This window comes from Zwartia lucis (assembly GCF_965234455.1).
Taxonomy (GTDB): domain Bacteria; phylum Pseudomonadota; class Gammaproteobacteria; order Burkholderiales; family Burkholderiaceae_B; genus Zwartia; species Zwartia lucis.
Map to the genome: position 1 here is coordinate 632,704 of NZ_OZ248474.1, position 26,276 is coordinate 658,979.

Annotated in this window: 21 protein-coding genes, 1 pseudogene and 2 riboswitches; of the genes and pseudogenes, 11 read left to right on the forward strand and 11 right to left on the reverse strand. The window is 54.8% G+C overall.

Annotation, left to right across the window (positions count from 1 at the left end; all coding sequences use genetic code 11):
* The first annotated feature begins 6 nt into the window (after positions 1–6).
* Complete coding sequence (ffh, locus tag AC8GE9_RS13840; protein ID WP_506677720.1) at positions 7–1,419, forward strand: signal recognition particle protein; 1,413 nt, start codon at positions 7–9, stop codon at positions 1,417–1,419.
* Between the two features lie 13 nt (positions 1,420–1,432).
* Here the strand turns inward: ffh and trmB are convergent.
* A pseudogene (gene trmB / locus AC8GE9_RS13845) lies at positions 1,433–2,095 on the reverse strand (tRNA (guanosine(46)-N7)-methyltransferase TrmB); the annotation flags it as partial.
* 14 nt (positions 2,096–2,109) lie between these two features.
* Entirely contained in the window at positions 2,110–2,310 is a 201-nt protein-coding gene (thiS, locus tag AC8GE9_RS13850; protein ID WP_506677820.1) for a sulfur carrier protein ThiS, read from the reverse strand.
* Between the two features lie 67 nt (positions 2,311–2,377).
* Here thiS and AC8GE9_RS13855 point away from each other — a divergent pair, with 67 nt between their 5' ends.
* Positions 2,378–3,118: a sulfurtransferase gene (locus AC8GE9_RS13855; RefSeq protein ID WP_506677721.1), complete on the forward strand. Its 741-nt coding sequence runs from the start codon at positions 2,378–2,380 to the stop codon at positions 3,116–3,118.
* A gap of 16 nt (positions 3,119–3,134) precedes the next feature.
* Here the strand turns inward: AC8GE9_RS13855 and metG are convergent, their stop codons facing one another.
* Both metG and AC8GE9_RS13865 read right to left on the reverse strand, forming a co-directional pair.
* Positions 3,135–5,234 carry a methionine--tRNA ligase gene (gene metG, locus AC8GE9_RS13860; RefSeq protein ID WP_506677722.1) on the reverse strand — a complete coding sequence of 700 codons (2,100 nt, stop codon included), beginning with the start codon at positions 5,232–5,234 and terminating at the stop codon, positions 3,135–3,137.
* Positions 5,235–5,297: 63 nt separating this feature from the next.
* Positions 5,298–5,558: a hypothetical protein gene (locus tag AC8GE9_RS13865; protein ID WP_506677723.1), complete on the reverse strand. Its 261-nt coding sequence runs from the start codon at positions 5,556–5,558 to the stop codon at positions 5,298–5,300.
* 47 nt (positions 5,559–5,605) lie between these two features.
* On the opposite strand from AC8GE9_RS13865, the gene apbC reads away from it, so the two are divergent.
* From apbC to gcvP, 7 genes are all read left to right on the forward strand, one after another.
* Positions 5,606–6,691 carry an iron-sulfur cluster carrier protein ApbC gene (gene apbC / locus AC8GE9_RS13870; RefSeq protein ID WP_506677724.1) on the forward strand — a complete coding sequence of 362 codons (1,086 nt, stop codon included), beginning with the start codon at positions 5,606–5,608 and terminating at the stop codon, positions 6,689–6,691.
* A gap of 91 nt (positions 6,692–6,782) precedes the next feature.
* The gene (gene dcd / locus AC8GE9_RS13875) at positions 6,783–7,349 is read left to right on the forward strand and encodes a dCTP deaminase (protein ID WP_506677725.1); all 567 of its coding nucleotides are present in this window, start codon (positions 6,783–6,785) and stop codon (positions 7,347–7,349) included.
* A gap of 91 nt (positions 7,350–7,440) precedes the next feature.
* A complete protein-coding gene (locus tag AC8GE9_RS13880; protein WP_506677726.1) occupies positions 7,441–9,708 on the forward strand; it encodes an Orn/Lys/Arg family decarboxylase in 2,268 nt (755 codons plus the stop codon).
* A 29-nt stretch (positions 9,709–9,737) separates the two neighbouring features.
* A complete protein-coding gene (locus AC8GE9_RS13885) occupies positions 9,738–10,934 on the forward strand; it encodes a BaiN/RdsA family NAD(P)/FAD-dependent oxidoreductase (protein WP_506677727.1) in 1,197 nt (398 codons plus the stop codon).
* 82 nt (positions 10,935–11,016) lie between these two features.
* A riboswitch (glycine riboswitch) is annotated at positions 11,017–11,121 on the forward strand.
* A 26-nt stretch (positions 11,122–11,147) separates the two neighbouring features.
* A riboswitch (glycine riboswitch) is annotated at positions 11,148–11,261 on the forward strand.
* 83 nt (positions 11,262–11,344) lie between these two features.
* Positions 11,345–12,445 (forward strand): glycine cleavage system aminomethyltransferase GcvT, encoded by a 1,101-nt coding sequence (gene gcvT / locus AC8GE9_RS13890; RefSeq protein WP_506677728.1) that lies wholly within the window; start codon positions 11,345–11,347, stop codon positions 12,443–12,445.
* Positions 12,446–12,523: 78 nt separating this feature from the next.
* Positions 12,524–12,904: a glycine cleavage system protein GcvH gene (gene gcvH / locus AC8GE9_RS13895; RefSeq protein ID WP_506677729.1), complete on the forward strand. Its 381-nt coding sequence runs from the start codon at positions 12,524–12,526 to the stop codon at positions 12,902–12,904.
* A 10-nt stretch (positions 12,905–12,914) separates the two neighbouring features.
* Complete coding sequence (gene gcvP, locus AC8GE9_RS13900) at positions 12,915–15,788, forward strand: aminomethyl-transferring glycine dehydrogenase (RefSeq protein WP_506677730.1); 2,874 nt, start codon at positions 12,915–12,917, stop codon at positions 15,786–15,788.
* Between the two features lie 8 nt (positions 15,789–15,796).
* On the opposite strand, the gene AC8GE9_RS13905 is transcribed toward gcvP, so the two are convergent.
* Genes AC8GE9_RS13905 through AC8GE9_RS13920 form a run of 4 tightly spaced genes read right to left on the reverse strand, consistent with a single transcriptional unit; the run spans position 15,797 to position 19,504 of the window.
* Positions 15,797–17,731: a DUF945 family protein gene (locus AC8GE9_RS13905; RefSeq protein WP_506677731.1), complete on the reverse strand. Its 1,935-nt coding sequence runs from the start codon at positions 17,729–17,731 to the stop codon at positions 15,797–15,799.
* Positions 17,728–18,231: a dihydrofolate reductase gene (locus tag AC8GE9_RS13910; protein ID WP_506677732.1), complete on the reverse strand. Its 504-nt coding sequence runs from the start codon at positions 18,229–18,231 to the stop codon at positions 17,728–17,730. The genes AC8GE9_RS13905 and AC8GE9_RS13910 overlap by 4 nt, the downstream gene beginning before the upstream one ends.
* Positions 18,232–18,248: 17 nt before the next feature.
* Positions 18,249–19,043 carry a thymidylate synthase gene (locus AC8GE9_RS13915; RefSeq protein ID WP_506677733.1) on the reverse strand — a complete coding sequence of 265 codons (795 nt, stop codon included), beginning with the start codon at positions 19,041–19,043 and terminating at the stop codon, positions 18,249–18,251.
* Positions 19,044–19,057: 14 nt separating this feature from the next.
* On the reverse strand, positions 19,058–19,504 hold the full coding sequence (locus AC8GE9_RS13920) for an OsmC family protein (RefSeq protein WP_506677734.1): 447 nt from the start codon (positions 19,502–19,504) through the stop codon (positions 19,058–19,060).
* Between the two features lie 106 nt (positions 19,505–19,610).
* Between AC8GE9_RS13920 and coq7 the strand changes: the two genes are divergently transcribed.
* Complete coding sequence (gene coq7 / locus AC8GE9_RS13925; RefSeq protein ID WP_506677735.1) at positions 19,611–20,324, forward strand: 2-polyprenyl-3-methyl-6-methoxy-1,4-benzoquinone monooxygenase; 714 nt, start codon at positions 19,611–19,613, stop codon at positions 20,322–20,324.
* 340 nt (positions 20,325–20,664) lie between these two features.
* Here coq7 and pgi read toward each other — a convergent pair whose 3' ends face one another.
* Positions 20,665–22,230, reverse strand: coding sequence for a glucose-6-phosphate isomerase (gene pgi, locus AC8GE9_RS13930; RefSeq protein ID WP_506677736.1), 1,566 nt, complete (start codon positions 22,228–22,230; stop codon positions 20,665–20,667).
* Between the two features lie 30 nt (positions 22,231–22,260).
* A complete protein-coding gene (locus AC8GE9_RS13935) occupies positions 22,261–23,649 on the reverse strand; it encodes a phosphomannomutase/phosphoglucomutase (RefSeq protein WP_506677737.1) in 1,389 nt (462 codons plus the stop codon).
* A 187-nt stretch (positions 23,650–23,836) separates the two neighbouring features.
* Here AC8GE9_RS13935 and AC8GE9_RS13940 point away from each other — a divergent pair, with 187 nt between their 5' ends.
* On the forward strand, positions 23,837–25,252 hold the full coding sequence (locus tag AC8GE9_RS13940; RefSeq protein WP_506677738.1) for an FAD-binding oxidoreductase: 1,416 nt from the start codon (positions 23,837–23,839) through the stop codon (positions 25,250–25,252).
* A 161-nt stretch (positions 25,253–25,413) separates the two neighbouring features.
* On the opposite strand, the gene mutM is transcribed toward AC8GE9_RS13940, so the two are convergent.
* Positions 25,414–26,241 (reverse strand): bifunctional DNA-formamidopyrimidine glycosylase/DNA-(apurinic or apyrimidinic site) lyase, encoded by an 828-nt coding sequence (mutM, locus tag AC8GE9_RS13945; RefSeq protein WP_506677739.1) that lies wholly within the window; start codon positions 26,239–26,241, stop codon positions 25,414–25,416.
* Between the last annotated feature and the right edge of the window lie 35 nt (positions 26,242–26,276).

The window sequence follows — 26,276 nt, forward strand, 5'->3', positions numbered from 1 at the left end:
GTCACCATGCTTGAAAATCTCACCCAACGTCTATCCCGTGTCGTCAAGACGATGCGAGGCGAAGCACGTCTCACCGAAACCAATACTCAGGACATGCTTCGCGAGGTTCGCCTTGCGTTGCTGGAGGCCGATGTTTCCTTACCTGTTGTGCGTGATTTTGTCGCGCGGGTCAAGGAAAAAGCGTTGGGCGAGGAGGTGGTTGGTAGCTTGTCGCCCGGGCAGGCGCTTGTCGGTGTAGTGCACCGTGAGCTGACCGCACTGATGGGTGGTGATTTGGGGGTCGAGGCGAGTGAGTTGTCACTGGCCATGCAGCCGCCCGCGATTATTTTGATGGCCGGTTTGCAGGGTGCGGGCAAAACCACTACGACCGGCAAGCTTGCACGGTGGCTCGCCGAGGGCAACCATGTACAACACGGACGCAAGACGGGTAAAAAGAAAGTCGCCGTGGTCAGTGCCGACGTCTATCGTCCCGCTGCGATTGAACAGCTTAAGACGGTTGCTGAGCAAGTCGGCGTCGAATGGATTGCCTCTGATATTACGCAAAAGCCTGAGGAGATCGCCCGCAATGCAGTCGATTACGCCCGCCGTCATCATTTTGATGTGCTGATTGTCGACACGGCTGGTCGCTTGGGTATTGATGAGGCCATGATGCGTGAGATTCGCGCGTTGCATGATTTCCTCAAGCCTATTGAAACCTTGTTTGTCGTGGACGCCATGCAGGGTCAGGATGCGGTCAATACCGCACGCGCCTTTGGCGAGGCCTTGCCTCTGACGGGAGTGGTGTTAACAAAGCTTGATGGTGACGCCCGTGGCGGTGCCGCCTTATCCGTGCGGCACGTGACGGGCAAGCCACTCAAGTTTGTAGGCGTATCGGAAAAGCTCGATGGCCTCGAGCCTTTCCATCCAGAGCGCATGGCCCAACGGGTCTTGGGCATGGGCGATATCGTGTCGCTCGTGGAGCAAGCGCAGAAAAATATCGACGTCGCCGAGGCGCAAAAGCTCGCCGCCAAGATTAAATCCGGCGACAAGTTCGATCTCAACGATTTTCGCGATCAACTCTCGCAAGTTAAAAAGATGGGTGATATGGGGTCGCTTCTTGAAAAGCTACCCGCCCAGTTTGCCCAAGCGGCAGGCCAGCTTCAAGGCGGTCAGGCAGAAAAGCAATTGCGACGTACCGAGGGTATTTTGAACTCCATGACGCCCCTTGAGCGAGCCAAGCCCGATTTGCTCAAAGCCTCCCGCAAGCGTCGCATCGCTGCGGGTGCCGGCGTGCCCGTCCAAGAAGTCAATCGCATGCTCAATCAGTTTGAACAAATGCAGGGCATGATGAAGCAAATGAAAAAAGGCGGTATGGCCAAGATGATGCGCGCCATGGGTGGGATGAAAGGTCTTGGCAAGCAGGGTGGTTTTGGCCGTTAGGCGGTTTTGGCCTTTAGTCGCCGGTCTTTTTAAAAATCAGATCCCAGACTCCGTGACCCAGACGCAGGCCGCGGTTTTCAAACTTGGTTAACGGACGATAGTCAGGTCTGGGCGCGAAGCCTTCGCCTGTGTTCGATAGCGTTTTCTCCCCTGACAGGACGTCCAGCATCTGATGGGCATAATGTTCCCAATCTGTCGCGCAGTGGATGTAGGCGCCTGGCGCCATCCTGCTGGCCAATAGCGCAATCAAAGGCGGTTGAATCAAACGACGTTTGTGGTGGCGTTTTTTCGGCCAAGGATCCGGAAAATAAATATGCACGCCCGCCAGCGTTTCAGGCAGGATCATGTCGCGCAGAACCTCGACCGCATCATGCTGAATCAGGCGCACATTGGTGAGGCTCGAGGCTTCGATGCGTTTGAGCATGGCACCCACGCCCGCATTAAACACCTCGACACCCAGAAAGTGATCCTGCGGCCTGGCGAGTGCGATTTGCTCCGTGGTTTCACCCATGCCAAAGCCGATCTCCAAGATCGTGGGGGCGGCTGCGCCAAACGCTTCGCTCAGATTCAGAGGGCTGGGTCGATAGGCGATTGACCATGTGCTCAGAAACGCGTCGAGCGCTTCTTGTTGGCCCTTGGTCATGTGGCTGCGTCTGTTGACGAAACTACGAATATGAAGAGGATGCATCTTTAACCGCCTCCGACGGCAACAACAATTTCAAGTCGATCGCCAGCCTCAAGCTGCACGCTCGCATAGGTACTTTTGGGTACGATTTCGCCATTGCGTTCGACAGCGATACGTTTGCCCGTGTAGCCGAGCGTATCGATGAGCGCCGAGACAGAAAGGGGACCGGAGAGGGTCTTGGGTTGGCCATTGAGAACGATATTCATGCCAATATTGTAGTGGGTATAATTTCGAGTGTGGACCTTGTATGGCCCCATCACTCGATCGATACCGATGACACAAATTTTCAATATTGCCGCCTATAAGTTTGTTTCCCTTGAAAATCTCGAGCAGCGCCGTCTTGTTCTGCTCGAGCAAACCCAAGCGCAGACGCTCAAAGGAACGATCTTATTGACGCCCGAGGGTATCAATCTATTTTTGGCCGGCATCCAGGAAAACATCGAGCAGTTTTTAGTCTGGTTACGTCAGGACCCTGCTTTTGCCGACCTAGAGGTCAAGTACAGCGTTTCTCCGGACCTGCCTTTCAAGAAAATGCTGATTAAAATCAAGCGCGAGATTATCCGCATGAACCACCCAACGATTCGCCCCGAGGCAGGGCGGGCCCCTGCGGTCGATGCGCAGACAGCCGCGCGCTGGATCACGCAGGGTCGTGACGATACGGGACGTCCGGTTGTGTTGTTGGATACGCGCAATGATTTCGAAGTCGATGCAGGGACTTTCGTTGGCGCGATCAATTGGCAGCTCACCAAGTTCACCGAGTTTCCTCAAGCTGTACTCGATCACAAAGACGAGCTCGCTGGGAAAACGATCATCAGTTTTTGCACAGGCGGTATCCGGTGCGAAAAAGCCGCGATTTTTATGGGCGAGGTGGGCATTGAAAACGTCTACCAGCTTGACGGTGGCATTCTCAAATATTTCGAGCAAACGGGTGGGGTTGGTTACCAAGGCAACTGTTTTGTGTTTGACGAGCGCCGCACGGTTGACTCGACGCTCCAGCCGCAACCCTTGACCTAAGATCTATTCACGTCAATCAGCGGATCCGCATGCCAGGCTGTGCGCCTGACTCAGGATCTAGAACGTAAATCCCCGGTTGTGCCTTGGGGTCAAAGTGACTCGCGGAAAGCACCATGCCCTCAGAGACGCCAAACTTCATCTTTCTCGGCGCAAGATTGGCCACGACAACCGTCAGGCGACCTTTGAGTTGCTCGGGCTGGTATGCCGACTGAATCCCTGAAAAAATATTGCGATGGCGTCCTTCGCCCAGATCGAGCGTGAGTTGAAGCAATTTCGTCGAGCCCTCGACGCGCGCGCAATCGACAATACGTGCGACCCGCATATCGATCTTTAAGAAGTCTTCGATCGTGATGGTGGCCGCAATGGGCTCACTGCCTGGGATTTGCCCGTCTGAGACGTCCGCGGTTGTGGGAGAAGATTCAGCAGGCAGTTCAAACAAAGCATCCAGCATCGTGGGCTCAACACGTTGCATCAGGTGTTTAAAAGGGCTGATGTGTGCGGGTAGCGCACCGGCGTCTGACCAGAGAAAGCTGCGCGACAAGCCGAAGAGCTCTTGCGCGACGCGCTGCGCCAGCACGGGCAAGATCGGTGTGAGCATGACAGTTAGCGCCTTAAACCCTGCAAGCGCAGTCGAGCAAATGTGCTGAAGGGCAGCGCGTTGTGCAGGATCTGCGTCAGCCAGACCTTTGGCGATGAGCCAAGGTTGTGCCGCATCAAAGGCCTGATTGATCTGGTCGGCATGCGCCATGATTTCACGAATCGCGCGACCATACTCGCGTGTTTCGAGGTCGCCGCGAACAGCTTCGGCGGCCTGTGACCAGTGAGCGGATAGCGCAGAAGCATCACCGGGGTAGGCGAGTTGACCATCAAAATACTTGCTGATGAAATTGGCCGCACGGCTGGCGATGTTGATGTATTTACCGACCAGGTCGCTGTTGACGCGCGCCACGAAGTCATCGGGATTGAAGTCGATGTCTTCGACGCGGGCATTGAGTTTGGCTGCGATGTAATAACGCATCCACTCGGCGTTCATACCGAGTTGCAGGTAACGGAGCGGCGAAATGCCCGTGCCGCGACTCTTGGACATTTTTTCACCGCTGACGGTGATAAATCCGTGCACATTGAGCTGGTCAGGTGTTTTGCGGCCAGCGAATTTCAGCATGGCGGGCCAGAACAGTGCATGGAAATAAACGATATCTTTTCCAATAAAGTGCACTTGCTCAGTCGCGTTGCCGGGTGTCAGTAGCGTTTCAAAATCGATGCCGAGTTTGGCGCAGTAAGCCTTGAGCGAGGCGAGATAACCGACAGGCGCATCAAGCCAGACATAAAAATATTTGCCTGGGGCATCAGGGATTTCAATCCCGAAATAGGGTGCGTCTCGTGAGATGTCCCAGTCGCCCAAGTTGACTTGGTCGTCACCTTCTCCATGACCAAGCCATTCGCGGGTTTTGGCGAGTACTTCGGCTTGGAGGTGTTTGTGACCTTGGGCATTGCTGCCTGTTGTCCAGTCTTGTAAAAACTGCACGCAGCGCGGGTCGGAGAGTTTAAAGAAAAAATGCTCCGAGGTTTTGAGGATGGGCCGCGCCTGCGTGAGTGTCGAGTAGGGGTCGATCAGGTCGGTGGGCGCATAGACTGCGCCGCAGGCCTCACACGAGTCACCGTATTGGTCCTTGGCGTGACACTTCGGGCACTCGCCTTTGATGTAGCGATCGGGCAAAAACATACCTTTGACCGGATCATAAAATTGCTCGATTTCGCGGGTCTCAATCAGTCCTGCTTCGCGCAGCTTGCGATAAATGCTCTGTGAGAGTTCGACGTTTTCTGGCGAATCGGTCGAGTGCCAATGATCGAACTCGATGTGAAAGCCCTGCAGATACTGTGGACGCTCAGCCGCGATGCGGGCCACGAGTTGTTGAGGCGTAATGTCCTCGGACTCGGCTTTGAGCATGATGGGGGCGCCATGCGTATCGTCCGCGCCGACAAAGTGCACGGTATGTCCGGCCATACGCATCGAGCGCACCCAGATGTCCGCCTGGATGTACTCCATGATGTGGCCGATATGAAAGGAGCCGTTGGCGTAGGGCAGCGCAGTCGTGACAAAAATGGTTCGGGACATGAGTGATAGGGGCTTAGGTGGACATTAAGAGAGCAAGTCAATCATTTTAAAGCAGTGGGCGGCTTAGCGAATATCGCGTGAATCAACGTCCGTGACGTCTTTTGAGCTTAAAGAACCCTGTGTCGAAGTGGACTTGCGACCCGTTCGGCGTGCCATCCAGTATTCTTTGACTTCGAAAGGTTTGCCGCGTAAGCGGGAAATCACCAGCAAAAAGACAATCGCGATGATGGTGGAAAAAGTCAGGATGAGTGCCATCACTAAACCGATGAAAGCCACCACGATGACCACGGCAAAGCGGATAATGCGGCGAAGAAGTTCAATCATAATGACACCGTGGTTCGAATAAATACAAAGATAGCAGAGGAATTTCAATGAGTGTAGCGCTAGTAGACGTGCGTGCAGTGCTTGAGCATGTACGCGATCCAGTGACAAGTGTGTCACTAAGTAGTGCCGTCAAGGATTCTCAGATCCAAATCTCCGAGGGGCGCGTTAGCATCCAGGTGGTGTTGGGCTATCCCGCCGCGAGCCGGCTTGAGACGATGCGCCAGGCTTTGCTAGAGGCGCTCAAGGCCGCAGGTATGCCCCAGGCCGAAGTCACGATGTCTACAAAAGTCATCGCCCATGCGGTGCAGCCCGGTGTGGCGCTGGTTCCAGGGGTGCGCAACATCATCGCAGTTGCTTCTGGCAAGGGCGGAGTCGGCAAGAGTACGACCGCTGTCAATCTTGCCTTGGCCTTGCAGGCGGAAGGTGCGCGGGTGGGACTGCTGGACGCGGATATTTACGGTCCTAGCGTGCCGACTTTGTTGGGCGTTTCCCAGCGCCCGGACAGCGCGGATGGCAAAACTATGAGCCCGGTGGTGGGACATGGTATTCAGGCCAACTCCATTGGTTTTATGATCAGTGAGGACAATCCGGCAATTTGGCGCGGACCAATGGTCACGCAAGCTCTCGAGCAGTTGTTGCGTTCCACCAACTGGGACAATCTGGACTATTTGATCGTCGATATGCCTCCCGGTACGGGTGATATCGCATTGACACTGTCACAAAAAGTACCTGTGGTTGGCGCCGTTATTGTGACAACGCCACAGGATTTGGCGCTTTTAGATGCCCGCAAAGGTCTGCGGATGTTTGAAAAGGTCAATGTGCCGGTGCTGGGTGTGATTGAAAATATGGCGATTCACATCTGCAGTCAGTGTGGCCATGCTGAGCATATCTTTGGCGAGGGCGGTGGACAACGCATGGCGGAGCAATACAAGGTGGCATGGTTGGGGGCTCTGCCTTTGGCGATGGCGATCCGCGTCGATGCGGATGCCGGTCGCCCAACCGTGCTCTCGGCGCCCACCAGCGAGGCCGCGAAGCTGTATGGCGAGATTGCCTCCAGAATGGCCGCCAAGGTTGCCGCTTTGCCCAAGGATCTGAGTGACAAGTTTGGCGTGATTTCGGTTCAGCGAACTTGATTTTCACTCTCTCGCCCCTTGTGTGCGCCTAAGGGGCCGGACAGGGGGTAAAATTCGCGCTCTTGACTTTAAATTTTGAGGCGCTTGGGCAATGAGCATCAAAAGCGACAACTGGATCCGCCGCGTGGCACAAACCGACGGAATGATCGAACCCTTCGAGCCTGGCCAGGTGCGTTCGAACGAATCAGGCCGTATCGTGAGCTATGGCACGAGCAGCTACGGCTACGATGTGCGCTGCGCTAACGAATTTAAAATTTTCACGAACATCAATTCAACCATTGTCGATCCGAAAAATTTCGACGAAAAGTCCTTCGTTGATTTCAAGGGTGATATTTGTATCATCCCCCCCAACTCCTTTGCGCTCGCGCGCACGGTTGAGTATTTTCGGATTCCCCGCAGTGTCCTGACGATTTGCCTTGGCAAGAGCACCTACGCGCGCTGCGGGATCATTGTCAATGTCACGCCTCTGGAACCCGAGTGGGAAGGTCATGTCACGCTCGAGTTTTCAAACACCACACCGTTGCCTGCAAAAATTTATGCAGGCGAGGGTTGCGCGCAAATGTTGTTTTTTGAAAGTGATGAAATTTGCTCGACCTCTTACAAAGACCGAGGCGGCAAGTACCAAGGGCAGCGTGGCGTCACTTTGCCACGTACTTGATTGTTTGGCGCCGCTTATCTGACATGCGTATGTCTTGAGCCTGTGGTAAATATTCTTAATTTTCCTACTTATCCTCTGCGGAGTCCTCAGGATGAAATTTCGCTTTCCTATTTTTATCATCGACGAGGACTATCGCTCTGAGAACGCCTCGGGTCTAGGGGTTCGGGCGCTCGCAACGGCGATCGAAGCCGAAGGCATGGAAGTGATCGGGGTCACCAGCTATGGCGATCTGAGCTCCTTCGCCCAGCAGCAAAGTCGAGCAAGCGCGTTTATCCTCTCCATCGATGATGAGGAATTCGACGTCGACTCGCCGGAGGATGTCGCCGGCGCCATTAAAAACCTCCGTGTCTTTATTGGCGAATTGCGCTTTCGCAACGCAGATATCCCAATTTATCTGTACGGAGAAACGCGCACGGCGGAACACATCCCGAACGATATTTTGCGCGAATTGCATGGCTTCATTCACATGTTCGAGGACACGCCGGAGTTTGTGGCGCGACACATCATTCGTGAAGCGCGCAGCTATGTCGATAGCTTGGCGCCACCGTTTTTTCGCGAGCTGGTCAATTACGCACAGGATGGCTCATACTCCTGGCACTGTCCCGGACATTCGGGCGGTGTCGCCTTTCTAAAGAGTCCGGTTGGTCAAATGTTTCACCAATTTTTTGGTGAAAATATGTTGCGTGCTGACGTTTGCAACGCCGTGGACGAACTCGGGCAGCTACTTGATCATACCGGCCCCATCGCCGAGTCTGAGCTCAACGCAGCGCGGATTTTTAATGCCGACCACTGTTATTTCGTGACAAACGGCACCTCGACCTCGAACAAGGTTGTCTGGCATGCCAACGTGGCGGCCGATGATATTGTGGTGGTGGATCGCAACTGTCACAAGTCCATTTTGCACGCGATTACGATGACGGGCGCAATCCCGGTTTTTTTACGTCCCACGCGTAACCACATGGGCATCATTGGTCCGATTCCTCTCGAGGAGTTCGAGCCCGAAAGCATCCAGAAAAAAATCGATGCCAATCCTTTTGCGCGTAATGTCAAAGATAAGAACCCGCGTATTTTGACGTTGACGCAAAGTACGTATGACGGAGTGATTTACAACGTAGAAACGATCAAGGCCAAACTTGGCAACTTCGTCGATACGCTGCACTTTGATGAGGCTTGGTTGCCCCATGCCGCCTTCCATAGCTTTTATCAGGATATGCATGCGATCGGCGCCGGTCGTCCACGCAGTCCCAAAGCCATGGTGTTTGCGACGCACTCGACCCACAAACTGTTAGCCGGGATTTCACAGGCCTCTCAGATCATCGTCCAAGAGCCCGAGAGCCGCAAGCTTGATCGCAATATTTTTAATGAAGCCTACTTGATGCATATGTCGACTTCGCCTCAGTACGCCATCATTGCGTCCTGTGACGTGGCGGCCGCCATGATGGAAGCCCCGGGTGGCACGGCATTGGTCGAGGAAAGCATTCGCGAAGCGCTCGATTTCCGTCGTGCGATGCGCAAAGTGGATCTCGAGTATGGTGATGATGACTGGTGGTTCACGGTGTGGGGCCCAGATTATCTAGCTGCACACGGTGTGGGCGAGCAGTCCGACTGGATACTCAAGGCCAACGACCATTGGCACGGCTTTGGCGACCTTGCCGAAGGCTTCAACATGCTCGACCCGATCAAGGCGACCATTGTGACGCCCGGACTGGATATGTCCGGCAGTTTTGGCGAGACCGGTATTCCTGCCGCCCTCGTCTCCAAATATCTGACAGAGCATGGCGTGGTGGTTGAAAAAACAGGCCTCTACTCCTTTTTCATTATGTTCACCATCGGCATTACCAAAGGCCGTTGGAATACCTTGCTGACTGCTTTGCAGCAATTCAAGGATGACTACGATCGTAATCAGCCTATGTGGCGCATCTTGCCCGATTTTTGTAAGACGAATCGTCGCTATGAGCGGATGGGTCTGCGTGATTTGTGCCAACAAATTCATGAGCAATATCGCAAGCATGATGTCGCACGCCTCACGACTGAGATGTATTTGAGCGATATGGTGCCCGCGCTCAAGCCCTCGGATGCTTTTGCGAGAATGGCGCACCGCGAGGTTGAGCGTGTTTCCATCGATCAACTCGAAGGGCGTGTCACGGGGGTGTTGTTGACTCCCTATCCTCCCGGTATTCCACTGCTGATTCCTGGCGAGCGCTTTAATAAAACTATTGTGCAATATCTGCAGTTCGCGCGCGAGTTCAATCAAATGTTTCCATCGTTTGAAACGTATATTCACGGTTTGGGCGAGGATGTCCTGCCTGATGGAGAAAAGCGTTATTACGTCGACTGTCTGATCGAAGCGCAATGCTAAAGATTCAACAACAATGCTGAGCGTCGCGCATGGAGCAGTTTGATGTCGCGGTGATCGGCGCGGGTGCCGCCGGTATGATGTGTGCCGCGGTCGCCGCCCAGCGTGGGCGTACGGTCGTGCTGATTGAGCATGCGACGGTGTTGGCCGAAAAAATCAGGATTTCAGGGGGCGGGCGCTGTAACTTCACCAACAAACAAGTCGGTCCGGAAAATTTTATTTCCGCCAACCCCCATTTTTGCAAATCAGCTCTGGCGGGCTACACGCCGCAGGACTTTCTCGAGCTGATGCGCCGCCACGGGATCGCCTGGCACGAGAAACACAAAGGTCAGCTTTTTTGTGACCACAGCAGCGAAGACATTATCGAGTTGTTGCGCGTTGAATGCAATCAAGGGGGGGTGCAGTGGCGCATGCCTTGCGAGGTCAAAGAGGTCTCTCGCGTCGATACGATAGGGGCGCCTCTTTTTTCTGTGCAAACCTCCGGCGGGACGATTCAAGCCAATAACCTGGTCATCGCAACAGGAGGTCTTGCGATTCCACAGCTTGGCGCGACAGACTTTGGTTTAAAACTTGCCCGTCAGTTCGGGCTCAAAGTCGTCGAGCCGCGACCAGCGCTCGTGCCATTGACGTTCGATGCGGATACTTGGACGCCCTTTGGTGCACTGGCGGGTGTTGCATTGCAGGCCACCGTGAGCGCGGGACCCGGTCGACGTGCCCAGCAATTTCTCGAGGATGTGCTGTTTACCCACCGGGGACTGTCAGGTCCGGGTATTTTGCAAATTTCGAGTTACTGGCAGCCAGGCGAGGCGATTGTGCTCGACTTGGCGCCAGGTCAAGACTTATCCGGCAGGCTCGTTGAGGCCAAGGTCGGGGGTAAGCAGCAACTCGGTACTTTGCTGTCCTCGCTCTGGCCTAAGCGTTTGGCCGAGCAGTGGTTGGGCGAACAGGCCACACTCCGTCTAGCCGATGCGCCGGATCGTGTGCTCAAGGACTTGGCACAGCGGATTCAGGCGTGGTCGCTTATACCGAATGGTACGGCGGGCTATAAAAAAGCCGAGGTCATGCGCGGAGGGGTGGATACCAAGGGCCTGGATCAACGCAGTATGCAGGCGCGAACCGTTCCTGGCCTTCATTTCATTGGCGAAACGGTCGACGTGACTGGCTGGCTGGGAGGCTATAACTTTCAGTGGGCATGGGCGTCTGGCGTCGCCTGCGGACGTAGCCTCTAATCCCCCTGAATGATCAGCCCAGTCAAAATAGGGATTGGCTTGTCGAAGGCTCTATTTTCGCGGTATGCTCACAAAGCTGTGAACGCATATTGCGGGAGAGCGCATAGGAGTTCTATCTAGGCTCCGTTTGCCGCCGAAGGCGCAATTCGCCCAGAATCGCTCAGGCCCCCCATACCGCAATATGAATTGAAAGCTTTCCACAGAAATCTTTCAGCACAACACTCTGGAGAGACCCGCGGCCCATTGAAATGGGTCACCACGGGCGCCGAAGGTGCACACCTGCGATATTGCGGGGCAACTCTCAGGCAAAAGGACAGAGGGGCGGATCGCCAGTCAAGTCTCGTGCGCGCAGCGCATGAGATTCGGATACCGCACCTTTCTGCTGTCTTATTTCTCTGCCGGAGTTTTTTATGTCTGCTGAATTAAAGCGCACCCCTCTTGCCAACGTGCACGTTGCCGCAGGCGCGCGGATGGTTGATTTCGGCGGTTGGGACATGCCTGTCAATTACGGATCACAGATCGAGGAGCATCATGCCGTTCGACGTGACGCCGGCATGTTCGATGTCTCGCACATGCTCAATGTCGATGTCATCGGCCCGGACGCGACACTTTTTTTGCGCAAGTTGATTGCCAATGATGTGGCAAAGCTTACGCAGTCAGGCAAGGCTCTTTATTCCTGTATGTTGAACCCGCAAGGCGGTGTGATTGACGATTTGATCGTTTATTTTTTCACGCCCACACAGTGGCGTCTGGTTGTCAATGCCGGCACGGCTGACAAAGATATTGCCTGGATGCAACGCGTTGTGGCCTCTGGTCGATTTCAAGTGACTGTCACCCCTAGGCGCGACCTCGCAATGGTCGCGGTGCAGGGGCCGAGTGCACGTGAAAAAGTCTGGGCGACGCGACCCGCCTGGCGACAAGCGACAGAAAACCTCGGTGTGTTTTCAGGTGCGCAGTTTCCTGGCGACACCATGGTGGCGCGCACAGGCTACACCGGCGAAGATGGTTTTGAAATTGTCGTGCCAGCCACTGAGGTTGAACAGCTCTGGAAGGATTTGACCGCACAGAGCGTCGCACCCTGTGGTTTAGGCGCACGCGATACCCTGCGTCTCGAGGCGGGCATGAATTTATATGGCCAGGATATGGATGAGTTGATTCATCCCAATCAGGCGGGCTTGACCTGGACGGTCTCGCTCAAAGATACAAAGCGTCGCTTTATTGGCCGAGAGGCCATCGAACAGTATTCCGATCCGCGGGCCTTTATTGGTCTGAAGCTTTTGGACCGTGGTGTCATGCGAGCCCATATGACAGTGCGCACTGCCAAGGGCATGGGCGAGGTCACGAGCGGTACGATGTCCCCGACCATGGGCGTGTCAGTCGGCTTTGGTCGACTTCCCCAAGGTGTTGCGGTGGGCGATCAGGTTGAAATTGATATCCGCGGCAGGTGGGTGCCCGCCGAGGTCTGCAAGCTACCTTTTGTTCGCAACGGGCAAGTTCTCGCACACGCTTAAATCCTATCCACTTAGACCCTATTCACTTAAACCACATTCTTTGTTGCCCTATTCTTTTATAAATTTCTGGAGACTTTCATGAGCATTCCTAGCGATCGTAAATACGCAACAACACACGAATGGATCAAAGCCGAAGGCGATGTCATGATCGTCGGCATTACCGGTCCCGCACAAGAGCAGCTTGGCGACTTGGTCTTTGTCGGTGATGTCAAAGTCGGCACCAAACTCGCAGCTGGCGCCACCGCAGGCGTTGTGGAGTCTGTCAAAGCCGCCTCAGATATCTATGCACCGGTCGCGGGTGAGATCGTCGGTTTCAACGAGGCGCTCAATGACGCGCCTGAAAGCATTAACGCAAGTCCCTATGGCACCTGGATCTTCAAGATCAAGGCAAACAACCCCGCAGATGTTGATGGTTTGCTCGATGCAGCAGGCTATCAGGCTGTCGCTGACGCAAGCTAAGGCAAAGACCATGTCACAAGTGCTGAATACCTCGAACGAATTTATCCCTCGCCACATTGGTCCGAGCGAGGATGATCAGAAAAAAATGCTCGCAGCGATCGGTGCGGCGGATCTCGCCACGCTGATGCGCGAAGTTGTCCCCGCCAATATCCATATGTCTCGTGAGCTTGATTTGCCAGGCGCACGCTCCGAGGCCGACGTATTGGCTGAGATGCGTAAAATCGCCGCAGATAATCAAGTGTTTCGCAACTACATCGGACAGGGCTATTACGGCACCCTCACCCCCAATGTGGTGTTGCGCAATATTCTCGAGAATCCAGCGTGGTACACCGCCTATACGCCTTATCAGCCTGAGATCGCCCAGGGGCGCTTGGAGGCGATTCTGAACTATCAGACCATGATCGCGGATCTCACTGGACTGGATATTTCAAACGCGTCTTTGCTTGATGAGGGCACGGCCGCTGCCGAGGCAATGACGCTTGCGCGTCGCGCTTCGACTGCGCAAAGTAAAGTTTTTTTTGTTTCACAGCATTGTCATCCTCAGACCATCGAAGTGATCCGCACGCGTGCGGATGGTTTAGATATTGACGTGGTTGTGGGTGATGAGTCCAAGGGCGTGCCAGCTTGTTTCGGTTTGCTTGTGCAATACCCCCATTCTCTGGGCGCAGTCGCGGACTATCGCGCGCTCGCCGAGCAAGTGCATGCGCAGGGCGGCGTGGTTGCTTGTGCGACGGATTTGTTGGCCTTGGCGCTGCTTGAGCCGCCCGGTCACTGGGGTGCAGACATTGCGATCGGCTCCGCGCAACGTTTTGGCGTGCCCTTTGGTTTTGGTGGTCCTCATGCTGGCTTTATGGCGTGCAAGGATGCCTTCAAGCGCAACATGCCAGGACGTCTCGTGGGGATCTCCAAAGACGCTCAGGGCAATCGGGCCTTGCGTTTGGCACTCCAGACCCGTGAGCAACACATCCGTCGTGAGAAAGCCACGTCGAACATTTGTACTGCACAGGTTTTGTTGGCGGTGATGTCTAGCATGTATGCCTTGTGGCATGGTCCAAAAGGCATTAAGGCGATTGCCACGCGTGTGCACCAGTCAACGACCGTTCTTAAGCAGACACTCACGGCGCTTGGGTTCAAGGTGGTCAACGATACGTTCTTTGATACCTTGTTGCTCGAAACGGGCGCGCAGACCGACGCTGTATTGAAGGCCGCACGTGCGGCGCGCATCAACCTGCGCAGCGTCAGTGCAACTCAGCTCAGCATATCCTTGGACGAAACTGTGACGCTTGAGGATCTTGGTCAGCTGCTCGGCGTCTTTGCCAGTGCAACTGGCAAGACAGCGCCCACCTTGTCGACCGAGGTCAAGGGCTTGCCAGGCATCCCTGCGGCTGTTCAGCGCAAGCAAGCCATTCTCAGTCATCCTGTTTTTTCAAGCATTCAGTCCGAGACGGATATGCTGCGCTACTTGCGCAAGCTGTCCGACAAGGATTTGGCGCTCGATCGCACGATGATCCCACTGGGTTCATGCACGATGAAGCTCAACGCGACTGTGGAGATGATTCCGGTGACGTGGCCAGAGTTTGCGGCGATGCATCCTTTTGCTCCTGCAGACCAGACGCGCGGCTATCAGACCATGATTGAGCGCTTGTCCAAGGACCTCTGCGAAATCACTGGTTACGATGCGATCAGTCTGCAGCCTAACTCTGGCGCGCAAGGAGAGTACGCAGGATTGCTTGCGATTCGTGCGTATCATCGCGCCAATGGTCAGCATCAGCGCGACGTCTGCTTGATTCCTTCGTCGGCACACGGCACGAACCCTGCGTCCGCCAATATGGTGGGCATGGATGTCGTCGTGGTGGGTTCGGATGCGCACGGTAACGTGGATCTTGAGGATCTCAAGGCCAAAATCGCCAAGGTGGGTGATCGCTTGGCCGCCTTGATGGTGACCTATCCTTCCACCCATGGCGTGTTCGAGGAGTCCATCACAACGATTTGCGATCTCATTCATGAAGCGGGCGGCCAGGTGTATATGGATGGCGCCAACATGAACGCAATGGTCGGCGTGGCGCAGCCAGGTAAGTTTGGCTCGGATGTGTCCCACTTGAATCTGCATAAAACCTTCTGCATTCCGCATGGCGGCGGCGGACCGGGTGTGGGTCCTGTGGGCGTGCGTGCGCACCTCGCACCATTTTTGCCTGGTGTGGTCAATGAAAAAGGCGTGATGGCCAATGGTATGCCTGTCGGACCCGTATCCGCTGCGCCTTTCGGTTCCGCGAGTATTTTGCCGATTCCTTTCGTCTACATCTCCTTGATGGGCGCCCAAGGCTTACGCCGTGCAACCGAGGTGGCGATTTTGAGCGCCAACTATGTGGCGCGTCGCTTGGAGGGTCATTTCCCCGTGTTGTACACGGGTCGCAATGATCGTGTCGCGCATGAGTGCATTCTGGATATCAATCCACTCAAAGAAATCTCTGGCATTTCAGCCGAAGACATCGCAAAACGCTTGATGGATTATGGTTTCCATGCACCGACCATGAGTTTTCCGGTTGCGGGCACGTTGATGGTCGAACCCACTGAGTCAGAAGGCTTGGCTGAGTTGGATCGTTTCATCGACGCCATGATTTCGATTCGCAAGGAAATCGCTCAAGTCGAACGTGGTGAGCGCGACAAGAGCGATAACGTACTGAAAAATGCGCCGCACACTGCCAAGATGTTGTTGGCCGAAGAGTGGCACCACGACTACCCACGTCAGCAGGCGGCTTACCCAGTCGAAAGTTTGCGGGACAGCAAGTACTGGCCACCTGTGGGTCGCGTGGACAATGCTTGGGGTGATCGCAATTTAGTCTGTTCTTGTTTGCCCGTAGAGGCTTACGCCGAACAAGAATAAGTGCGGTTTTATTGAGCAGCTGGTGTCGGGGTTACCGACCCAGCTGTCTCTGTAGCTTTCAGTTCCTTTGAAAAGTCCCTGACGAGCTTAAAGAAGGTGCTGACCATGGATTCGATCGCATCCTGACCAATCCCGCCATAAGCGCTGATATCCATCTCCAGTACAGGGGCGCCAGATTCCTTGAGATAGACGCGCGCCCAGCGGTTTCGTAAGTTCCAGTCATTGATGAACTTGAGTGGTGCTGTTTGCGCCGAAGAGTATGTCGCCCGTAGCAAAACATCCTCGCAGGTTGGATCTTTGCGGCAGCCACTGAAAATGATTTCGATGCTATTGGCGCCTGCATCGCCAGGTGCGACCTTCAGGACGAGGTCGCCGTCTTCATCTCTCGTTTCCTCATAGGCAAAGTCGGAGTCGCTCAAGATGGCGCCCAACACCCGTGGGTCCAAGTGTTGCAAGGAGAGCGCCTCGTCGGGACCTTCTTGCCCGCTCTGAGACTGGCCCGCAAAAAATCGCATCGGGGCGAGCGAACTGAGAATCTTTAATAGAGGCTCGGGTGCTGAACGCTGTCCGTTAATACGCAACTCTCCGTCTTGCACATTAAAATGACTGACAAGTCTACCGTTTTGAACGCGACCAAGCTTGAGTTGAACCGCCATCTCGGTGAGCCGGCGGGACTCACGATCTGCGAGATTTTTGATCTTGGCGGCTGGGGTGCCCGGCTTCTGAAAGTGTTGAAGCACTAGAGCATTGACCATGGGCTGGGAAATGGTCAAAGTCGCATCAAGCGTATCGATTGGGTTTTCGCGTAATCCTATGCCACCACTCGCAAGCTCTGCAGGCTTGAAGGTGGTATGCAGTGTGAGCTGACTTTTTCCCGCCGAGGTTTCCCAAGATAGCGGTTCGATGCGAATACTTGGATCATTTTTTAAAAGACTATGAAGATGTTGCCAAGCTCTTTTAATCTCAGCAGTACTAACAGGCTCAGGTTTCAAAACATTGATCGCGAAACCCGCGGTTACGCGATGATAGAGCTCAAGCAAAGGGCTGAGTGCGCGGTCGCTGAGTTTGTCATACGCGAGTGACAATTTCAATGTCCCGAGCTTTTGTTGAGCGATGCTCAGCGCGCCGACGTTGAGGTCGGTATGGCCACTGACCTCGGCATCCTCGAGCTTCATCTCAGTACGCAATTTGAACTTATCGAGTTCAACTGTTGAGGCATTCACGGAAGCCCAGCTCAAGCTGCCGATCTCCCGTGTGTGTGTGCCAAGCGACAGCCCAGAAGCGTCGAGACGCGCATCCATCTGGACTTTGACCCCTTTTACGTCAAAGGTCGTGTGCCCATCAGAGATATTGAGCGCCTCAAGAAACAGCTCGCCCTTTTTGTGTTTGAGTTGCGGTTCAATGTCGGCTTTGAGTTTGGCCCCAGCGAATTTCACTCTCAAAGCATCATGACGAAAATCAACCGGTTGTATCGACCAATTCAGGGTCGCCATGCCATTCTTACTGACCCGTGTTTCTCCGATGACGAGAGGCTGGTCTTGGTTTTCCTTGAAAAGCGCCTCGGTCCAAGGTGTTGGCGCACTCACTGTATGAATGAATGCGCCAATAGCGGAGAACTCACCATTTAAGAGGTTTTGTAGAGGGAAGGGGCCATGCGTAATATGGTTAATAAAGAGCAATTCTCGCTTTGGGTGAGCCTGCCCATCCTTGCTCGCTGGGAAACGCAGTACATAAGACGCTTCGCTGGAAAAGACGCCGCGCTGATAGCCGCGCGCGGATAGCCGCACTTGATCAGACAATGTGCGGGCCAGATGGAGGTTGATCGCATCCATCGCGGCATAAGATTGTGACTGAATCCGAAAGCCCGACCACCAGCTGATGCCGCTGTATGTCGCGACAGCCGCAACCACCAATACTGTCCCGATGATCAGTTTTTTAATCATGCCTTTTCCATCTGTCCGCAATCCTTGCGTTGGTAATGCACGATATCAAAACGCAGACCGTTTTCCGTAGGGTGAGACTGCCTTGAGGCTTCGATCCATTGCGCTTTGTCCAAAGGCGCAAAAAAAGCATCACCTTCTACGGACTCCTGCACTTCAGTCGCAATCACTTGTTGAGCGAAGGGGAGTGCCTCTTGGTAGATTTGGGCGCCTCCAATGACAAAAGCCTCTTCGAGGTCCTGAACAGCAGCGATCGCTTGAGCGAGGCTTGTCACGCACTCCGCGCCTTGGGCAGGATAGTTGGCGTCCCTCGAGATGACGATATTGCGTCGGCCAGGCAACGGTCTCCCGAGAGACTCCCAAGTCTTTCGTCCCATGATGATCGGATGTCCGAGCGTTGTGCGTTTGAAATGCGCAAGGTCGCTGGGCAATTTCCAGGGCAGGGTGTTATCTCGCCCAATGACACGATTTTGTGCGTAGGCGACGATCAAAGAGAGCTGCATGCGCGTGAAGGCCTTTGTTAAACTGCCACCGGTGCTTTGATGTGCGGGTGGTGGGCATAATCTTCGATGACGAAATCTTCGTAGCGATAATCAAAGAGAGAGTCGGGTTTGCGCTGTATGACGAGTCTTGGATAGGGATGGGGTTCGCGCGACAGTTGGAGTTCGACTTGATCGAAGTGATTGCTATAAATGTGACAATCACCCCCCGTCCAGACGAAGTCGCCAACCTCTAGGCCACACTGCTGCGCAACCATGTGGGTCAACAACGCATAACTCGCAATATTGAAGGGCACGCCGAGAAAAATATCTGCGCTACGCTGATAGAGCTGGCACGAAAGCTTGCCATCTGCCACATAAAACTGAAAAAACGCATGGCAGGGGGGCAGAGCCATGTTTTTGATTTCGCTGACATTCCAGGCCGAAACGATCAGTCTGCGCGAGTCAGGGGTCTTGCGAATTTGATCGAGAATTTGCGAGATTTGATCGATGTGCCCACCGTCTGGTGTGGGCCAGGAGCGCCACTGCACGCCATATACCGGACCTAGATCGCCATCCTCGCGCGCCCACTCATCCCAGATCGTGCAGCCATTTTCTTGCAGCCAACGCACGTTGGAGTCGCCTCGTAAAAACCAGAGAAGTTCGACAAAAATACTGCGGGTATGCAGTTTTTTTGTCGTCACCAGCGGAAAGCCTTTCGACAGATCAAAGCGCATCTGGTAGCCGAAGACCGAGCGGGTACCCGTGCCGGTTCGGTCTGTTTTGTTTACGCCCGTCGCATAGACATGACGCATAAAGGTTTCGTACTGGTTCATAGGAGTATGAGGTTTTATGGGCTTGTTGTTGAAGGAAGCGCCGTGTCCACAATATCAGCCGACCAGGTGATCTCGGCGCTATGCGCGAGCATGGCAGAAGCGGAGCAATATTTCTCGTGTGAAAGCGCGATCGCCCGCTCAACCGCTGCGCGCGGGAGAGTGTGCCCCGTCACTGTAAAGACAAAATGGATTTTTGTGAAAACCTTTGGGTCCGTCTCTGCACGCTCAGCTTGTAGTTTCACGGAGCAGCCTGTGATGGCGTGTCGGCCACGCTTGAGGATCAGCACCACATCATAGGCGGTGCATCCACCTGTACCCACGAGCAATAATTCCATCGGACGCGGTGCGAGATTGTGGCCGCCGCCTTCTGGCGCGCCATCCATCGCTGCGATATGACCCGTACCGGTCTGGCCGACAAAGAGCATGCCATCCGGACCACCCCAATCAATTTTGACTTCCATGTCCAATCCCTTGCGTTCAAGCAAGAATCATAAACGGGTTTAGGCGATTTTGTGGTGCTACGAGCGGTAACATACAGACAATGGCTGTTTTTCAATGGGTTTTCTGATGAATCAATCTGCTTTTCCCGATGCCTCACGGCAGGCTTTCGCGCCCGAAGCCCATCCTCAGCCTTTTGTGCGCCGGCACGGGCTCTTAGATCCTTTGATTGCCGAAATCGATATGGCGTTGCAGGTGCTCGGTGTTGGTGTTGCAGCGTCTCGTCCCAATCCCGCGGGGGCGTTCTTAGCGCAGGCGGATGCGGGGATGGATCGTGAGGCCAAGCGTCATGCTGCGGGTCTCATGCGGATTAATCATGTCGGTGAAATCTGTGCGCAGGCTCTCTATCGAGGGCAAGCCGCCGCGGTCAAACATACTGAAAGCGCTGCGTTCTTTTTGGAGGCAGCGGCCGAGGAAGTGGATCATTTGGGCTGGTGCGCACAGCGTTTGCGAGAGCTTGATAGCCGCCCAAGCCTGCTCAATCCGCTCTGGTATGCCGGTTCTTTTGCGCTTGGCGTCCTTGCAAGTCGAGCCGGAACTGAGAAAAGTTTAGGATTTATGGCGGAAACTGAGCGTCAGGTTGAGGCACATTTAGAGAGCCATCTGACGGAGCTCCCGCAGGGGGATACCCGCTCGAGAGCGATCGTTGAGCAAATGAAGTGTGACGAAATCAAGCATCGGCTGAGTGCTGAACATAGGGGGGCAGCGTCTTTGCCTAAGCCCTTGCGCACTTTGATGGGTGTGATGGCCAAGGTGATGACGGGGACGGCCTATAAAATTTAGGAGCTTAGGGTGCAAGTGTTGTTGCGGCGCATCAAAAAAAATATTTCACTCAGTTTTTGTAGGAAAAAGAGAAGATTCTTGCGCTGCACCAGGTTTTCAGCTACTATTTGTTTATGGAAGTTCAGTCATAAGTGTTTTGAATTAAGTTGTTAGTGATTACCAGTAGCAATAATCAAAAATTCTTGACCAAGGTAACTAGCAAATTTTTTAACTCACACACTGAGAGCAACAGCTCTCCTGAGCTTGCCAAGATTGTCTCCTCCACCCTCCTCCTTTGGTGGATTTAGCCCAAGACTGCAAAGTCTTGGGCTTTTTTTTGCCTTTTTAAGGGGGGGGCGGGTTATCCGCTAGCCAGTTTGCGAACCCAGTATGCCGTCGAAGGATCATAGGGACTGACGGCCGGATCGCTCCCTAACGCGTCAAGTCGTCGCTCGATATCCCCGGCTAAACGTTTTCCAAACTCGACGCCCCATTGATCAAAGGGGTTGATTCCCCAAAGCACACCTTCGGTAAATACTTTGTGTTCGTAAAGCGCGAGCAGTGCGCCGAGTTCACGAGCTTCGAGTTTGGGCAACACAATGAGGGTGGAGGGGCGACCGCCCGGATGCACGTGGTGATGCGCAAGCAAAGCGGCTTTTTCGGGATCCTTTTCGGTTTTGCTGACTTCTTTGAGAGACTGTTCGTAAGACTTTCCCTCGAGCAAGGCCGCGCGTTGCGCTAGGCAGTTCGCGATTAGCAGGCGGTGATGTCGGGTGTGGCGGTGATCGGGCACTGCGCACAGGATGAAATCGACGGGCGCGCCCTTGCCATCCTGATGCAACCATTGAAAAAACGTGTGCTGACTGTCCGTACCAGGCATGCCCCAGACAACGGGGCTGCTCGGGACGTCGAGTGTTGAGCCGTCGCGCAAAATGGCTTTGCCGAGCGATTCCATTTCGAGTTGCTGCAACCAGGGAACAAGGCTGCCTAGACGCGCATCGTAAGGGCAGAGTGCAAAAGAACCATAGCCCAACACGCTGCGATTGGCCACGGCGCTTAAGGCCATTTGCACGGGGGCATTGTGTTCGATCGGGGCGTTGAGAAAATGCTCGTCCATTGCGGCCGCGCCAGCGCGCATGTCATTGAGCGCGTCGATACCCAAGCCAAGCGCGATGGGCAGGCCGATCGAAGACCAAAGCGAGTAACGTCCACCTACCCAGTCCCAAAACTGAAAAATACGGTCGTCGTTGATGCCAAAATTGCGCGCCGCCTGAGGGTTGGCCGTCACGGCGGCAAAGTGGTCGAGCGGGTAAGCGACGCCATTGGCACGCAGCCAGTCGATCGCGCAAGCAGCATTGGCCAGTGACTCGGTCGTCGTGAAGGATTTCGAAGAAATGATCACGAGCGTGTCGTGCGCATCCAGCCCTTCGAGTGCCGCAGTGATGGCGTGCGCATCAACGTTCGAGGCAAATCTCAACGTGCGTCGTGTTCCTGAGCCTGCAAGCGAGTCAAAAGCTAGACGTGGCCCCCAATCGCTGCCACCAATGCCCAGATGCACGACGTTGCGATACTGGTTGCGCGCATTGACTTCCTCGACAAATTTGGCCAAGCGCGTGCGCTCAGACAAGACAGCCTCGGCGACGGGCTCAGGAGGAATCGGCGCGCGCAAGGCGGTGTGCCAGGCCGCGCGGTTTTCAGTCCAGTTGATGGCCGCACCCTCGAACAGGTCGCGTCGATATTGCTCAAAGCCTTGCTGTGTCAGTAAGGCGTCGGCCGCTCGGGCAAGTTCGGGCGAACTTCTCTGCGTTGTGAGATCCACCTCGAGTTCGGCCGCGGTGATCACACGCAGGGCCTCAGGTTTGGAGGTGCTGCTCAGTACAGCTTGTGAAAACTGTTTCCAAGCGGGGCTGTTTGACAATGAGGGCATAGGGTTCAGCAAAGTGGGGAGAACAAAGGTTTAGAAAGGCAGTTTGACCGTTGGCGCAAGCGCCAGCAGTTGTTCGCGGAATACATTTTTGATGCGCTCAAGTGCTTCTAGGGTATCTCCCTCAAATCGCAAGACGACGACAGGCGTCGTATTAGAGGCGCGCGCTAAACCAAAGCCATCTGCATAGTCTGCGCGCAGACCATCGATTTTGAAAACCTCCGTCGCACCTGCAAATATCCCTTCGTTTTGCAAGCGCTTGATCAACGCGTGCGGCTCGCCTTCGCCCATTTCAAGTTTGAGTTCGGGTGTTGAAACGCCTTGGGGCAGTGCCTCAAGGACCGCCGAGGGATCGACATCTCTGGAGAGGATTTCAAGCAGACGAGCACCTGTGTAAAGGCCATCGTCAAAGCCAAACCAACGTTCTTTGAAAAATACGTGTCCGCTCATCTCGCCAGCCAAGGGGGCGCCGGTCTCCGCCAGTTTTGCTTTGATCAGGGAATGGCCGGTTTGCCACATCAGCGGCTTGCCGCCCGCGGCCCGCACTTGTTCGGCGACATGGCGGCTGCACTTGACGTCATAAATGATGGTCTCGCCAGGGCAGCGCTTGAGTACGTCGCGCGCATACAAAATGAGCTGACGGTCTGGCCAAATAATCTGACCGGATTTTGTGACCACGCCCAATCTGTCGCCGTCACCATCAAAGGCCAAGCCGATTTCACAGTCCGTGGTTTGCACGCAGCGGATGAGATCCTCGAGGTTGTGTGGGTCGGCGGGATCGGGGTGGTGATTGGGGAAAGTGCCATCGACCGTGCAAAATAATTCAGTAACTTCGCAGCCAAGACCTCGGAAAAGGGCTGGAGCGACAGCGGCCGCGACACCGTTACCGCAGTCAATGGCGATTTTCATCGGCCGGCTGAGCTTGATGTCACCAATGACGCGCGCCAAATAGGGCGTCAGGATATCAACAGCCGAGGCTTTGCCTGGTTTGGCGGCGATGGCAGGACCTGCAGCGACTTCGTCACGTAGACCCAAGATCGCTTCGCCATGGAGTGTTTGGCCGCCCATCATCATTTTGAACCCGTTGTACTCAGGAGGGTTGTGACTGCCCGTGACTGCAACGCCGGAGCCCGTTTTAAGGGTGTAGGCCGCAAAGTAAACCAGTGGCGTAGGCACTTCACCCACATCGATGGTGTCGATGCCGCCTTCGCGCATACCCTGCTGCAGTGCACCCGCCAACTCCGGGCTACTCAGTCTGCCATCTCGACCGACCACTAGGGTCGTCACACCACAGGCATGCGCACGCGCCGCGAGACCTAAGCCAAGTTGCCGCGCAAAATCGGCATTTAAAGCGGTGGGTACAACGCCGCGAATATCGTAGGCTTTGAACGCAGCATGAGGGAAGGGCAAGGACGAAGGCACGTGAAGGACTCCAGAAGCAAAAAAACACCGATCTCGTATTATCGCCGATCTGACAGGAATATTTCCCGCTAGAGATCGGCGTAATTAGCACTCGTCAATCCGTAACTCACCTACAATTTGACCTGTTGCAACCTGCAGGTCCGACCCTTAAGTCAATGAAACCGCAAAAATAATGAATGAGAACTGAATGAGCGCGTTGAAACAACTAGAGCAAATCGTGGGCGCGACCCAGGTATTAGTGGGCGAGGCGATGACGCCTTACTTGGTGGATTGGCGTGGCCGTTATCGGGGTGACGCTTTGGCGGTTGTCCGCCCTGGGAGCACTGAAGAGGTGGCTGGCGTGGTACGCCTGTGCGCCGAGCACAAGATTCCGATTGTGCCCTCGGGTGGCAATACGGGGATGTGCGGTGGCGCGACACCAGATGAGACAGGGCGCGCGCTTGTCGTTTGCCTGGCGCGCTTAAATCGTGTGCGGGAAATCGACACAGATAACGACACCATTACCGTCGAGGCAGGATGTATTCTCCAAGCTGTTCAAGAAGCCGCGCGTGCGGCGGGCCGTTTGTTTCCCCTGAGCTTGGCGGCGGAGGGCAGTTGCACGATTGGCGGCAATCTCTCTACGAACGCGGGTGGCACGCAGGTATTGCGTTACGGCAACACACGCGAACTCGCTTTAGGCCTCGAGGTGGTGACGCCTCAGGGAGAGATTTGGCATGGCTTGCGAGGCTTGCGTAAGGACAATACTGGGTACGACCTGCGCGATTTGTATATTGGTAGCGAGGGTACGCTCGGGATCATCACTGCCGCGACCCTAAAACTCTACCCCGTTCCGGTTGCTCAGCGTATTGCGATGCTGGCGCTCAACTCCCTCGAGGATGCGATTGCGATGCTGTCGCGCGCCCGCGCAGGTTTTGGTGCCTCCTTGACCGGTTTCGAGGTCATGATGGGGCCAGTTCTCAAAGCCGTGGTGCGTTTGTACCCTCAGCAACGTTTGCCCTTTGAAGGACCTTCGGCGGATTCGCCATGGTTTGCGATCTTGGAGCTCTCTGATAGTGAAAGCGCCGAGCATGCGCAAGCGCGCTTTGAGTCTGTTTTGGGTGCGGCGATTGAGGATGGACTGGTGGTCGACGCGGCGATTGCTGAAAATATTGCTCAAAGCAAGGCGATCTGGCATTTGCGTGAAAGCATCCCACTGGCCGAGGCGGAGCTTGGAAAGAGCATCAAACACGATGTCTCAATTCCTATTTCCTTGATTGGACAGTTTGTCCAAAAAACGAATGCGGCACTGCAAGTCAAGTTTCCTGGGATCCAGCATATTGTGTTCGGCCATTTGGGCGATGGCAACCTGCATTACAACGTCGCCCGCGCGCCCAATCAGACCGAACAAGAGCTTCTCGCCACCCAATACGACGTGTATCAACTGGTCCACGACAGCGTTCATGCCCACGGCGGCTCAATCAGTGCGGAACATGGCGTGGGCCAACTCAAGCGCGACGAGCTGACACGCTATAAAAGCGAGCTCGAACTCAGACTCATGAAACAAATTAAGCAAGCACTTGATCCGGATGGATTGATGAACCCAGGCAAAGTCCTGCAAGCTTGATAAAGAAATAGAGATGCTGCGTATGACATGGCGGTTTTGGTGGACAGTACTCTTGATGCTGACCTTGTCCCGCTTGTGGTCTTGATACCGTTCATCCGATGTTGGGACGGGATTTGACGCGGCAGCCTGCCAAGCGCGCGATGATGCAAGTTGGGAGTGCCTCAGACCTTTTGGCAGCGCGGACAAAAATAGGTCGCGCGCTGACCTTGCACGATGCGTTTAATGAGGGTGGCGCAACGCTTGCAGGGTTCGCCGTCCCGCTCATAGACTGCTGCATGCAAGGTGAAATAGGCCCCTGCTTCGCCGGTGGCGTTCACATAGTCTCTTAGCGTGCTGCCGCCAGACTGCAGCGCGTCGTGGAGTGTGCTTTGTAGTGCGGTGACTAGACGCTCGCAACGCGCGAGAGAAACCCTTGCTGCTTGCGTTTTAGGGTGAATACGCGCTCTAAATAAGCTTTCAGAGGCGTAGATATTGCCGGCGCCTACGACAACATCACCTGCAAGCAAAGCTTGTTTGATCGACATTTTCCGCCCAGTCAGGCCTTTTTTGAGCCATTTCGCATCAAAGCCCGGATCGAAGGGTTCGATGCCCAACTTGCTGATCAAGGGATGGTGTTCGATGGGCCCGGCACTCTTTGGGTGCCATAAAACCGAGCCAAAGCGACGTGGGTCGTGAAGGCGCAAGGTGACGTGCTCAAACTGCCACTCCACGTGGTCATGTTTTCTGAGGAGTTCGCCATGGAGCACGCTGCGTAAAGAGCCTGACATGCCTAAATGGATCAGTTGCGTGCCGTGATCGAATTCGATGAGCAGGTACTTGCCGCGCCGTCGACAGGCTCGTACAACCTGCCCGACCACCAAGTCAGGTAAATCTTTCGGAATGGGCCAGCGCATGCGAGGTTCGTGCACGATCATTCTTTTGAGCGTGTGACCTGTTGCAACGGCGTCAATTCCCCGGCGAGTTGTTTCGACTTCTGGTAGTTCTGGCATGGCTGAGTGCTAACATCCGTTCACTGAATCTGTTG

Bases quoted from the DNA above. Each gene is read 5' to 3' on its own strand.
- metG (WP_506677722.1), bottom strand. From the start codon at position 5,234: ATGTCCCGAACCATTTTTGTCACGACTGCGCTGCCCTACGCCAACGGC.
- apbC (WP_506677724.1), top strand. From the start codon at position 5,606: ATGAGTGTAGCGCTAGTAGACGTGCGTGCAGTGCTTGAGCATGTACGC.
- AC8GE9_RS13915 (WP_506677733.1), bottom strand. From the start codon at position 19,043: ATGAACCAGTACGAAACCTTTATGCGTCATGTCTATGCGACGGGCGTA.
- coq7 (WP_506677735.1), top strand. From the start codon at position 19,611: ATGAATCAATCTGCTTTTCCCGATGCCTCACGGCAGGCTTTCGCGCCC.
- AC8GE9_RS13910 (WP_506677732.1), bottom strand. From the start codon at position 18,231: ATGCAGCTCTCTTTGATCGTCGCCTACGCACAAAATCGTGTCATTGGG.
- pgi (WP_506677736.1), bottom strand. From the start codon at position 22,230: ATGCCCTCATTGTCAAACAGCCCCGCTTGGAAACAGTTTTCACAAGCT.
- gcvP (WP_506677730.1), top strand. From the start codon at position 12,915: ATGTCACAAGTGCTGAATACCTCGAACGAATTTATCCCTCGCCACATT.
- AC8GE9_RS13880 (WP_506677726.1), top strand. From the start codon at position 7,441: ATGAAATTTCGCTTTCCTATTTTTATCATCGACGAGGACTATCGCTCT.
- AC8GE9_RS13885 (WP_506677727.1), top strand. From the start codon at position 9,738: ATGGAGCAGTTTGATGTCGCGGTGATCGGCGCGGGTGCCGCCGGTATG.
- AC8GE9_RS13920 (WP_506677734.1), bottom strand. From the start codon at position 19,504: ATGGAAGTCAAAATTGATTGGGGTGGTCCGGATGGCATGCTCTTTGTC.
- gcvT (WP_506677728.1), top strand. From the start codon at position 11,345: ATGTCTGCTGAATTAAAGCGCACCCCTCTTGCCAACGTGCACGTTGCC.
- thiS (WP_506677820.1), bottom strand. From the start codon at position 2,310: ATGAATATCGTTCTCAATGGCCAACCCAAGACCCTCTCCGGTCCCCTT.
- gcvH (WP_506677729.1), top strand. From the start codon at position 12,524: ATGAGCATTCCTAGCGATCGTAAATACGCAACAACACACGAATGGATC.
- AC8GE9_RS13940 (WP_506677738.1), top strand. From the start codon at position 23,837: ATGAGCGCGTTGAAACAACTAGAGCAAATCGTGGGCGCGACCCAGGTA.
- dcd (WP_506677725.1), top strand. From the start codon at position 6,783: ATGAGCATCAAAAGCGACAACTGGATCCGCCGCGTGGCACAAACCGAC.
- mutM (WP_506677739.1), bottom strand. From the start codon at position 26,241: ATGCCAGAACTACCAGAAGTCGAAACAACTCGCCGGGGAATTGACGCC.
- AC8GE9_RS13855 (WP_506677721.1), top strand. From the start codon at position 2,378: ATGACACAAATTTTCAATATTGCCGCCTATAAGTTTGTTTCCCTTGAA.
- AC8GE9_RS13905 (WP_506677731.1), bottom strand. From the start codon at position 17,731: ATGATTAAAAAACTGATCATCGGGACAGTATTGGTGGTTGCGGCTGTC.
- AC8GE9_RS13865 (WP_506677723.1), bottom strand. From the start codon at position 5,558: ATGATTGAACTTCTTCGCCGCATTATCCGCTTTGCCGTGGTCATCGTG.
- ffh (WP_506677720.1), top strand. From the start codon at position 7: ATGCTTGAAAATCTCACCCAACGTCTATCCCGTGTCGTCAAGACGATG.